Annotated in this window: 11 protein-coding genes and 1 pseudogene; 3 read left to right on the plus strand and 9 right to left on the minus strand. The window is 69.4% G+C overall.

Going from position 1 to position 10366, the window contains the following annotated elements:
- Positions 1 to 16 precede the first annotated feature (16 nt).
- A complete protein-coding gene (locus RWO82_RS13630) occupies positions 17 to 367 on the minus strand; it encodes a TraR/DksA C4-type zinc finger protein (protein ID WP_314427994.1) in 351 nt (116 codons plus the stop codon).
- 191 nt (positions 368 to 558) lie between these two features.
- On the opposite strand from RWO82_RS13630, the pseudogene RWO82_RS13635 reads away from it, so the two are divergent.
- A pseudogene (locus tag RWO82_RS13635) lies at positions 559 to 783 on the plus strand (TetR-like C-terminal domain-containing protein); the annotation flags it as partial.
- 99 nt (positions 784 to 882) lie between these two features.
- Here the strand turns inward: RWO82_RS13635 and RWO82_RS13640 are convergent.
- The gene (locus RWO82_RS13640) at positions 883 to 1206 is read right to left on the minus strand and encodes a cupin domain-containing protein (protein ID WP_314427995.1); all 324 of its coding nucleotides are present in this window, start codon (positions 1204 to 1206) and stop codon (positions 883 to 885) included.
- A 305-nt stretch (positions 1207 to 1511) separates the two neighbouring features.
- Positions 1512 to 4049 carry an MMPL family transporter gene (locus tag RWO82_RS13645; RefSeq protein ID WP_314427996.1) on the minus strand — a complete coding sequence of 846 codons (2538 nt, stop codon included), beginning with the start codon at positions 4047 to 4049 and terminating at the stop codon, positions 1512 to 1514.
- A 69-nt stretch (positions 4050 to 4118) separates the two neighbouring features.
- Here RWO82_RS13645 and RWO82_RS13650 point away from each other — a divergent pair, with 69 nt between their 5' ends.
- Complete coding sequence (locus RWO82_RS13650; protein ID WP_314427997.1) at positions 4119 to 4691, plus strand: TetR/AcrR family transcriptional regulator; 573 nt, start codon at positions 4119 to 4121, stop codon at positions 4689 to 4691.
- 6 nt (positions 4692 to 4697) lie between these two features.
- Here RWO82_RS13650 and RWO82_RS13655 read toward each other — a convergent pair whose 3' ends face one another.
- The 5 genes from RWO82_RS13655 to RWO82_RS13675 form a co-directional block, all read right to left on the minus strand.
- Positions 4698 to 4895 (minus strand): hypothetical protein, encoded by a 198-nt coding sequence (locus tag RWO82_RS13655; protein WP_314427998.1) that lies wholly within the window; start codon positions 4893 to 4895, stop codon positions 4698 to 4700.
- A 62-nt stretch (positions 4896 to 4957) separates the two neighbouring features.
- Positions 4958 to 5665 (minus strand): DUF2786 domain-containing protein, encoded by a 708-nt coding sequence (locus RWO82_RS13660; protein WP_314427999.1) that lies wholly within the window; start codon positions 5663 to 5665, stop codon positions 4958 to 4960.
- Positions 5666 to 5970: 305 nt separating this feature from the next.
- The gene (locus RWO82_RS13665) at positions 5971 to 6114 is read right to left on the minus strand and encodes a hypothetical protein (protein WP_201470373.1); all 144 of its coding nucleotides are present in this window, start codon (positions 6112 to 6114) and stop codon (positions 5971 to 5973) included.
- A complete protein-coding gene (purL, locus tag RWO82_RS13670; protein ID WP_314428000.1) occupies positions 6111 to 8444 on the minus strand; it encodes a phosphoribosylformylglycinamidine synthase subunit PurL in 2334 nt (777 codons plus the stop codon). Before purL ends, RWO82_RS13665 begins: the two co-directional genes overlap by 4 nt.
- A gap of 70 nt (positions 8445 to 8514) precedes the next feature.
- The gene (locus RWO82_RS13675) at positions 8515 to 9459 is read right to left on the minus strand and encodes a WYL domain-containing protein (protein ID WP_314428001.1); all 945 of its coding nucleotides are present in this window, start codon (positions 9457 to 9459) and stop codon (positions 8515 to 8517) included.
- A gap of 101 nt (positions 9460 to 9560) precedes the next feature.
- On the opposite strand from RWO82_RS13675, the gene RWO82_RS13680 reads away from it, so the two are divergent.
- Positions 9561 to 10025, plus strand: a complete 465-nt coding sequence (locus RWO82_RS13680; RefSeq protein ID WP_314428002.1) for a VOC family protein — start codon at positions 9561 to 9563, stop codon at positions 10023 to 10025.
- Between the two features lie 107 nt (positions 10026 to 10132).
- On the opposite strand, the gene RWO82_RS13685 is transcribed toward RWO82_RS13680, so the two are convergent.
- A partial coding sequence (locus RWO82_RS13685) for a hypothetical protein (RefSeq protein WP_314428003.1) occupies positions 10133 to 10366 on the minus strand: 234 nt, incomplete at its 5' end.

Consider the following 10366-nt stretch of genomic DNA (forward strand, 5'->3'; position numbering starts at 1 on the left):
CGGCGGAACCTCCGGCTCAGAGGCCGAGCTTCTCGGCGCACGCGACGCAGTGCGTCGCGAACGGCCGCACCTCGAGGCGAGCCTGCGGGATCGGCCGACCGCAGTTCGCGCACACGCCGTACGTGCCGGCATCCAGTCGCGCGATCGCCTCGTCGACCTGCCGGAGCTCGGATGCCGCGGCCTCGGCGAGCCCGGTCAGCCGTGACCACTCGGACGAGAGCGTGACGCCCTCGGGGTCGTGCTCGTCGTCGTCGTTCGAGCCCTCCCGGTCGTGCGTGAGCTCGGCGAGCGTCGCCGCCGTCGCCGCGACCCGGTGCGCCGCATCCGCGCGCAGCGACTCGAGGCGTTCGCGAGCATCCGACGTCATCCCCACACTCTAGGTCGCCCCCCGGGTCATCGGGCCGCCAGACGCCGACACCATCCGTTCATCCAGCGTTCGGTTTCGAGTACGGCGGTCTCGTAATTCCCTGTCACCTGGCTTTCCCGTGCGGCGGATGACGACATCGTCGCCGACTACGCCCTCACGGGCGGCGACATGGTCGCGATCAGGAGTACTGGCAGTCGCACGTGTCGCGCCGCCGGGCGCCGCTGCTGAACGCGCTGCGCGCCGGGATCGCCCGCGGAGAACTGCGCGCCGACCTCGACGTCGAGGCGTGCTTCGACGCGATGGCCGGCACCGCGTACTACCAGATCGTCGTGCGCGGGGAGAGGATGGACGACCCCGCAGTGGCGGCGCGGGTGCGGTCTGCCGTCGAAGTGCTGTGGTGCGGGATGGTGGCCTGACGCACGGCCTCGGGCGCACCTGCCGACCGAACGTGCGACTGGCCGCGACGCGTTCGGCTGCACGGAATTCGGTCGCCCATCGACCGATGCTGGATGCGACTACGCCAGCCATTCCGTGATGAAGCGGTCGCTCGAGTGGATGTGGGTGGCCTCGTAGGTCCCGCCGTCGAGCACCTCGAACCGGTGCGAGACGAGCGCGGGCACGACGAGGACCTGCCCTCCGGCGCCCACGACCTGTTCGTCGCCGACGGTGAAGAGCGCGCGTCCGCGGTGGATGACGAAGGTCTCGACGTACGGATGCCGGTGCAGCCGCGGCCCCGAGCCGACGGCGTCGGTGAACTCGCGGATGATGCTCACAGGGGAGCCCATCTCGTAGCCTTCGATGTTCCGGTCGAGGGGCACGTCGAACGGTGTGACGGTCATGTCGCCTCCTTGCCGGTCGAGGCTACTCAGGCTCCCGCGCCGGCGAAAGTGGTGGAGTGCCTTGGGCGAACGTCAGGCGTCGTGGCACGACTGCCCGCGGACGGCAGGGCGACTGCCATGCAGCCCCCGCAGCGAAGGAGATCTCATGCATCGAAGGAGCGTCCCCGGGATCGGGGCCTTCGTTACGTGAGATCTCCTTCGCTGCGTGAGTGGTCGGGCACCGCCCGGCTGCGCACCGATCCCGGCGCCGGCGTCGGATCTCGGCGCCGGAGCCCGGAGCTGAAGCCCAGAGCCCGGCGCTGGCGTCAATGCCCGGTGTGCTTCTCGCGCGGCACCACGGTGATCGTGTCGGTCCGCACGCCGGGGTGGTCGCGTTCGAGCGCCGCGCCCTCCATGTCGACGTTCGGCAGGATGCGGTCGAGCCACCGCGGCAGCCACCACGCCGAGCGGCCGAGCAGGTGCATGAGCGCGGGCATGAGCAGCATCCGCACGACGAAGGCGTCGAGCAGCACACCGAAGGCGAGCCCGAAGCCGATCGAGCGGATGATGGTCGACTCCGAGAAGATGAACCCGCCGAAGACCGACACCATGATGAGGGCCGCGGCGACGACGACCGAGCGTCCGGCGCGGAAGCCCTGCGCGACGGCGTCTCTCGCCGAGGCACCGTGCACGTACGCTTCGCGCATTCCCGAGGCGAGGAACAGCTGATAGTCCATCGCCAGCCCGAACAGGATGCCGACCAGGATGACCGGCAGGAAGCTCAGGATCGGGCCGGTGCTGTGCAGACCGATGATCTCGGCGCCCCAGCCCCACTGGAAGACCGCGACGATCAGACCGTACGTCGCGAACAGCGAGAGCACGAATCCACCCGTCGCGATGATCGGCACGAGCAGCGAGCGGAACACGACGATCATGATGAGCAGCGAGAGCCCGACGACGACCACGAGGTAGAGCGGCAGCACGCCGGCCAGCGCTTCGGAGATGTCGATGTTGATCGCGGCCTGCCCGGCGACACCCAGCGTGATGCCGCCGTCGAGCTGCGGAAGGGCGCGGATGTCCTGCACGAGCTTCTCGGTCGACGCGCTGTTGGGGCCCTCGGCGGGGAGCACCTGGAACGCGAGCAGGGTGTTGTCGTCGGATGCCGCGATCGGCGCCACGGCGACCACATCGTCGAGGTCGGCGAGCGTCTGCGCGACATCGACCTGCGTCGCGAGCAGGTCGTCGTCGCTCACCGCGTCGTCGAGCGTCGCAGTGACGAGCAGCGGACCGTTCGCGCCTTCGCCGAACTGCTCGTCGACGACGTGGAAAGCACGGTAGCTCGTGGAGTCCGACGGCTCGCTGCCCCCGTCGGGCAGGCCGAGGCGCATCGACATCGAGGGGATCGCGACGATCAGCAGCGCGATGACGCTGACGAGCACCGTGACGATCGCACGCAGCGTCGACATGCGCGTCACGGGCTTGCCCGCCGCGTGCGGCTGTCCGATCGTGGCGCGCGCTCTGCCGCTGAGCAGGCGGGTGCCGACGAGTCCGAGAACGGCAGGGGCGAGCGTGATCGCGACGAGAACCGCCACGGCGACGCACACCGCGCCGACCGTGCCCATGAGTCCGAGGAACGGCACACCCGTCACGTTGAGCGCGAGCAGAGCGACGATCACCGTGGTGCCGGCGAACACGACCGCGGTGCCCGAGGTCCCGGTCGCGAGCCCGATGGACTCCCGCACGGGCACGCCGTTGAGCAGCTGCTTGCGGTGCCGGTTCACGATGAAGAGCGAGTAGTCGATGCCGACCGCGAGGCCGAGCATGACGCCCAGCACCGGAGTCACGGATGCCATGTCGACCACGCCCGAGAAGGCGAGGGATGCGGTCACGCCGACGCCCACACCCACGACGGCCGTCACGATCGGGAGCGCGGCGCCGATCAGCGAGCCGAGCATGACGATCAGCACGACGGCGGCGAAGGCGAGGCCGATCGCCTCGCCCACTCCGAAGATCTCGGGCACGCCCTGAGCGATGTCGGTGCCGAAGTCGACCTCGACGCCGTCGATCGGCGACGACTCGAAGTGCTCGATCGTGCCTTCCTTGACCTCTTCGGAGAGCTCGAGGCGCGGGTCTTCGAACGAGACGTTGACGATCGCGGTCGACCCGTCGTCGGACACGACGCCGATGCCGTTCGTCAGCTCGAGCAGGGTCGAGCCCAGGTCGGCCTGCTCGGAGTTGGCCTCGAGCTCCGCGCGGGAGTCGTCGATGGTCTTCTGCTGGGAGTCGAGCTCGGCGCCCTGGGCGTTCAGCGCCTCGATCTGCGCATCCAGGGCGGTGAGCTGCGCGGCGGGGGCGCCGCCGGCCTCGGCCTGAGACCGAGCGGCAGTCAGCTGCGCGAGCCCGGCGTCGAGCTGCGCGCGTCCGGCGTCGAGCTGGGACTGCCCGGCATCCAGCTGCGTGCGGCCGTCGGCGATCTGCCTCTCGCCGTCTGCGAGTTCGGCGGCCTGGTCGGCCTGCTGCTGTTGAGCGTCGAAGGGGTCGATGACCGAGGCGACACCGGGGAGGTCTTCCGCGCTCGCCGCGAGTTCGGAGATCTCCTGCCGCTGCTGCTCGGTGAAGGCCGAGCCGTCGGTCGTCTGGTAGACGACCGTGCCGGTTCCTCCGGCGGTGTCGGGCAGCTTCTCGGCGAGCTGGTCGGTGACCGCACCGGAGGCGGTGCCCGGGATGTCGAAGCTGTTGCTCAGCGTGCCGCCGAGCGTCAGGAACGCGCCGACGCCGAGCCCGAGGATCACGATCCACGAGACGATCACCGTCCATGCTCTGCGTGCGGCGAGTGAACCCAGTCGGTACAGCAGTGAAGCCAAAACGATCTCCTTCAGACGAATAGATCATACGGTGCGTATCGTCTAGGGTTCTGTGGTTATCCTGAACGGGTGGCGAATGAGCATCGAAGCGGACCTGTGCGCAGCACGGCTGCCCGCGAGGCGATCCTCGATGCGACCTCTCGCCTGTTCCACAATCAGGGGTACGACCGCCTCACGATCGAGGGGATCGCGAAGGAGGCCGGCGTCGGCAAGCAGACCATCTACCGGTGGTGGCCCTCACGCGGTGCCCTGATCGGTGAATGCCTGGCCGAAGGGCGCCTCATCCCCGTCGACTTCGTCGTGCCCGACACCGGTGACCTCGCTGCCGACGTCGAGACCTGGCTTCGCAGTGTGCTGTCGATCCTCGACGCACCCGAGGGCGGCGCACTCCTGCGCTCTCTGGTCGCCGCAGCGACGGAGGACGCCGGAGTCGGCGCTCACCTCGGCGAGAGCCTGGGCGTCGAGAAATACCTCTCCGATCGGATGCGAGGAGGCATCCGCGACGGCCAGCTTCCCGACGATGCACCCATCGAGCAGCTCGGACGTGCCATCCTCGGCGCGATCATCGTAGAATCCCTCGGACGGGAAGAGCACGATCCCGAGTCGATCGTGCAGTTGATGCGATACCTGTTCCGGCGCTGACGGCGGCTACTCCGAGCAGGTGGCGGCCCGGCGACGTGCCGCACGCCACTCCACGGCGCCTCGGACGAACATCGCTGCGGCACCGACGAACGTCACGACGACGGTCAGGACCGACCACCACTCGGGCTGCACGGTTGGCAGGACGAGCATTGACGCACCGAGGCTCGATGCGCCTCCGAGGAACCAGAATCCGGAATCGTCCATCTGCGCAGTATAGACCTCGCATGGCGACGGGCACGCTTCCGCATCGTCGCGCGGGCACGAGATCATCTCACGGCCAGCGAACGGCCGCCGGTCTGCGCCTGCCGCCCGGATCGATGACCGTGCGACCATGAGCCGGCATCCGCTGCGCGTCGGCGCCTCGAGCGCGAGGTGTGCATCGCGTCGACGGCCGCATCGACGCGGTGTCGCCGAGAGGCGAGAACGAGTTCGGTGCCCGAGCCGCTCTCTTCGACGGTCACGCGGCGACTCTCTTCGATGCGGCTCATCGCCCCGACGGCGAAGCCGCGCAGGAACCCGCTGCGCGCGCGCCGCTTCTCCCCTTCGCGCTGTCCGACGTAGAAGGGACGATGCTCGAGCCACCAGCTGCGCATCGCGACCATCGCCTGTACCTGGAGGCTCGCGGTGAGCGTCTGCACCTGAGCGATGTCGGACGGGTGGCCGACCAGCAGCAGTCCTGCGATGGGCGGGTACTCGGCCAGAAGCGGTCGCACGGCGCCGAGGCCTCTCGCCACGCCGATGCCGATCTCACGCATGTCCTTCGCGTACACGCCGCGGAACAGCATCCGCTCTGTGACGATCTGCTCCTGCGTCTGTCCCAGGCACCCGCGTCGCTCGTCGATCTGCGCCTGTTCGATCCCGTACTTGATAATCAGGCGCTCGGCGTGCTCGGTCAGTGCCTCTGCCTCTTCAGGCGTCGTGCTCTCAGCCTTCGCCAGCAGCTTGGCGATCAGGTCGAGTTTGGCTTCGGTCATGGCATCCCCCTGGAGTTAGTGATGTCGTGAATGTTCCACGGGGGGACCTACATTCGGCCGCTGGTTCCCGGCGACTGTGCAGAAGCCCGGATCACGGATGCCGGTGCAGAAGACCGCAGGGTGTCAGATGGATGCCGAAAAGACAGATGCATGCTCAGAATCGGGTTCTGAGCATGCATCTGTGAATCGAGCATGCATCTGTGCCGGGACGTCGGGACGGTGCGGCGTCGGGACGCCGGGCCGCCGGGCCGTCGGGCCGTCGGGACGCCGGGACGCCGGGACGGCGGCACAGGGCCGCGGCCGGGTCAGCCGAGGATCAGCGTGATGACGGTCGCGCCGCCGCCGCCGAGGATGAGCGCGATGATGACGGTCCACGCGACGATGCGCAGGCGACGGTTGCGCTTCTCGCCCAGGTCGCCGTAGTCCTCGCTCAGGCCGTCACCGCTCATGCGCCGACCGGCTCCGTGACCGTGGGACCGAACGCTGCGGGCAGCGTGGCCTGCGAGCGCTCGCGGATCTCGGCGATCGGAACCGTGAACACGTCCTGCACCTCGAGCTTCGCGCCCTCGCTGTCGGTCACTCCGATGCGCATCACCGGGTAGTCGCGGCCTTCGCAGAGGCCGCGGAACTTCACGTCGTCTTCGCGCGGCACGGTCACGATGACGCGACCGGTCGATTCGGAGAAGAGGGCGGATGCGGCATCCACGCCGTCGCGCTCGATGATCTCGTTCAGCCAGACGCGTGCGCCGACGCCGAAGCGCGAGACGCCCTCGGCGAGGGCCTGTGCGAGGCCACCCTCCGACACGTCGTGCGCCGACGAGATCAGCCACTCGTCACGGGCGGCGCCGAGCAGACCCGCGAGGCGCTTTTCGCCCGCGAGGTCGACCTTCGGGGGCAGTCCGCCGAGGTGCTGGTGCACGGTCTCTGCCCACGCCGAGCCCGAGAGCTCGGTCGAGGTGGTGCCGAGCAGGTAGATGTTCTGGCCCTCGTCCTGCCATCCCGAGGGGATGCGGCGCGAGACGTCGTCGATGATGCCGAGCACGCCGACGAGCGGGGTCGGGTGGATCGGCACGTCGCCGGTCTGGTTGTAGAACGAGACGTTGCCGCCGGTGACCGGGGTGCCGAGCTCGTAGCATCCGTCGGCGAGTCCGTCGACGGTCTGCCCGAACTGCCACATGACCTCGGGGTTCTCGGGGGAGCCGAAGTTCAGGCAGTCGGTGATCGCGGTGGGAACGGCGCCGGTGACGGCGACGTTGCGGTACGCCTCGGCGAGGGCCAGCTGCGCGCCCGCGTACGGGTCGAGCTGGCAGTAGCGGCCGTTGGCGTCGGTCGAGATCGCGAAGCCGAGACCCGACTCCTCGTCGACGCGGATCATGCCGGCGTCGTCGGGGAAGGCGAGGGCCGTGTTGCCGAGCACGTAGTAGTCGTACTGGTTGGTGATCCAGCGCGTGTCGGCGAGGTTCGGCGAGGCGACCAGGTCGAGGAACTGCTCGCGCAGCACCTCGGGGTCGTTCGACCGGGGGAGGTTCTCGGCGGCATCCGCCTGCAGGGCGTCGATCCACGTCGGGTAGGCGACCGGGCGGTCGTAGACCGGGCCGTCGACCGCCACGGTCGAGGGGTCGACGTCGACGATGCGCTCGCCCTGCCAGTCGATGATGAGGCGGCCGTCTCCGGTGACCTCGCCGAGCACCGACGTCTCGACGTCCCACTTCTCGACCACGGCGAGGAACGCGTCGAGCTTCTCGGGCGCGACGATCGCCATCATGCGCTCCTGCGACTCCGACATGAGGATCTCCTCGGCCGTGAGCGACGGGTCGCGCAGCAGCACGTTGTCGAGCGAGACCTTCATGCCGCTGTTGCCGTTGGCCGCGAGCTCGCTGGTCGCGCACGAGATGCCGGCGGCGCCCAGGTCTTGAATGGCCTCGACGAGCTCATCGCGGTACAGCTCGAGGCAGCACTCGATGAGCACCTTCTCGGCGAACGGGTCGCCCACCTGCACCGCGGGGCGCTTGGTGGGTCCGGTGGAGTCGAAGGAGTCGGATGCCAGGATGCTGGCGCCGCCGATGCCGTCGCCACCCGTGCGGGCGCCGAAGAGCACGACCTTGTTGCCGACGCCCGTGGCGTTCGCGAGCTTGAGGTCCTCATGGCGCAGCACGCCGACCGCGAGCGCGTTGACGAGCGGGTTGGCCTGGTAGACCGAGTCGAAGACCGTCTCGCCGCCGATGTTCGGCAGGCCCAGGCAGTTGCCGTAGAAGCTGATGCCGCTGGTCACGCCGTGCACGACGCGGGCCGTGTCGGGGTGGTCGATCGCTCCGAAGCGCAGGGCGTCCATGACCGCGACGGGGCGGGCGCCCATGGAGATGATGTCGCGGACGATGCCGCCGACACCGGTGGCCGCGCCCTGGAAGGGCTCGATGAAGGAGGGGTGGTTGTGGCTCTCGGCCTTGAAGGTGACGGCCCAGCCCTCGCCGACGTCGATGACGCCCGCGTTCTGGCCCATGCCCACCATGAGGCGTTCCTTCATCTCGTCGGAGACCTTCTGGCCGAAGCGGCGCAGGTAGTTCTTCGACGACTTGTACGAGCAGTGCTCCGACCACATCACGGAGTACATGGCCAGCTCGCCGGAGGTCGGGCGGCGGCCCAGGATCTCCTTGATGCGGGCGTACTCGTCGTCCTTGAGGCCCAGCGCCGCGTAGGGCTGTTCCTTCTCCGGAGTCGCGGTGGCGTTCTCGACGGAGTCGGGGACGTGCTTGTGGGCAGGTGCAGGGGCGGTGGTCACGCGCACTCCTAGGGAAGGGGCCGGCGGGGCACTATGCAGTCTACCGGGGGATGCCGACGCCGATCGCCGGTCAGGAAGCGGCGGCGAAGCGGGCCGCGAGGGCGTCGGCGGCCTCCGCCAGGGCCGCCGGGCCGACGACCGTGAACGGGGCGTCGAAGCGGGCGATCGACGCGAGGATGCCGACCCACGACCACGATCCGACGCTGACGCGGCACGAGGCGGCGTCGATCGGCTCGACGGTTCCGTCGGATCCGATCCATGGTGCGACCTCGCGGGCGGGCAGGTCGAGCACGAGCTCGCCGATGCACGGCCAGCGGTCGCCGGCATCCGATCCCTTCGCCCGTGCGGCGAGGTAGGTCTGGGCGTCGGCGGCAGGCAGCTCTCGCGGCAGGAAACCGGGACCGGTCGGGATGCGCGGGGTCATGCGGTCGAACCGGAACGTGCGCCAGTCCTCGGCCTCGAGGTCCCACGCGAGCAGGTACCAGCGACCCTCCCGCGCGACGACGGCGTGCGGTTCGGTGCGCCTGGCCGGTCGGTCGCGGAGCTCGCCGTAGTCGAAGCGCAGCACGCGCCGATCGCGCACCGCCGCGCTGACGGCTTCGAGCACTGCCGGATCCACTCGCGTCTCGTTCTCGACGCCGGTGAAGCGGATGCCGTCGACCCGATGCCGCAGGCGCGACGGCATCACCTGCCGCACTGTCGCGAGCGCTCGCGCGGCGCCCTCGTCGATGTCGATCCCGGATGCCGGCACACTCTGCAGGGCGACCGCGATCGCGACGGCCTGCTCGTCGTCGAACAGAAGGGGCGGAAGCTCGGAGCCTGCGGCCAGGCGGTAACCGCCATCCGGGCCCTTGATCGCGGTGATCCGATAGCCGAGGTCACGCAGCCGATCGACGTCTCGGCGCACCGTGCGGGGCGTGACGTCGAGGCGATCGGCGAGCACCTGGCCCGGCCAGTCCCGCTGCGTCTGCAGCAGGGAGAGCAGAGCGAGCATGCGCGAGGAGCTGCCGGTCATGACATCCATTCTGCGACGAATAGAGGACCGAAACTGACCTCTTCTGCTGTGAGTGTGGGTCTCGACGGCATCCGCCGCCCACGATGATCCGAGGAGATCCCATGTCCATCGCCACCACCACCCACCTGAACTTCCGCGGCACGGCCCGGCAGGCGCTCGAGTTCTACGGCAGCGTCTTCCAGGGAGAAGTGACGCTCGCCACATACGCCGACTTCGGCATGCCGGCCGGACTGCCCGGCGCCGACGAGGTCGTGTTCGGGCAGGTCGAGAACGCCGAGGGCTTCCGGCTCATGGCGTACGACATCCCCGGGTCCGACCGAGACGGCGCGGCGACCGCGGGCACGACCACGCGCCAGAACGGGATGACCCTCACCGACCGCTCGTTCTTCCAGTCGCTCCGTGCCGACTCGCTCGACGAGCTCACCCCGCTCTGGGACGCGCTCGCCGACGGAGCGTCGATCATCGAGCCGCTCGCGGCGTCGCCGTGGTCTCCGGGGTTCGGAATGCTCACCGATCGCTTCGGCGTGACGTGGGTGCTCGACGTGCGCGCCGCTTACGCGGGCTGACGCCCACGCGGTTCACCGCTCCGCACGCGTCTTCCAGAACGTGTGCCGTGGTCGTCCGCGCACCGTGACGCGCGCCGCGTCCGTGCGGAGTGGTGAACGCGCGGCGCTCAGTCCTCGCCGGGCTTTCCCTTCTTGTCGGCCTTGTCGGGCTTTCCCGCGTGATCCGACTTTCCCGCATTGTCGGGCTTGCCCGAGTTGCCCGAGTTGTCGGCCTTGTCGGGCTTCTCCGCCTTCTCGGGTTTCTCGCCCTTTCCGGGCCCGCTGGACTCTTCAGGGGTGTCCGTCGTGACCGTCTCGGTGATCGGGACCTGCGAGTCGACGACGGTCTCGACGGGCGTCTC

The organism is uncultured Microbacterium sp. (genome assembly GCF_963521645.1).
Lineage (GTDB): Bacteria > Actinomycetota > Actinomycetes > Actinomycetales > Microbacteriaceae > Microbacterium.

Excerpts from the sequence above, each read along its gene's own strand:
- RWO82_RS13630 (WP_314427994.1), bottom strand. The coding sequence starts at position 367 with ATGACGTCGGATGCTCGCGAACGCCTCGAGTCGCTGCGCGCGGATGCG.
- RWO82_RS13640 (WP_314427995.1), bottom strand. The coding sequence starts at position 1,206 with ATGACCGTCACACCGTTCGACGTGCCCCTCGACCGGAACATCGAAGGC.
- RWO82_RS13680 (WP_314428002.1), top strand. The coding sequence starts at position 9,561 with ATGTCCATCGCCACCACCACCCACCTGAACTTCCGCGGCACGGCCCGG.
- RWO82_RS13665 (WP_201470373.1), bottom strand. The coding sequence starts at position 6,114 with ATGAGCGGTGACGGCCTGAGCGAGGACTACGGCGACCTGGGCGAGAAG.
- RWO82_RS13675 (WP_314428001.1), bottom strand. The coding sequence starts at position 9,459 with ATGACCGGCAGCTCCTCGCGCATGCTCGCTCTGCTCTCCCTGCTGCAG.
- RWO82_RS13660 (WP_314427999.1), bottom strand. The coding sequence starts at position 5,665 with ATGACCGAAGCCAAACTCGACCTGATCGCCAAGCTGCTGGCGAAGGCT.
- RWO82_RS13655 (WP_314427998.1), bottom strand. The coding sequence starts at position 4,895 with ATGGACGATTCCGGATTCTGGTTCCTCGGAGGCGCATCGAGCCTCGGT.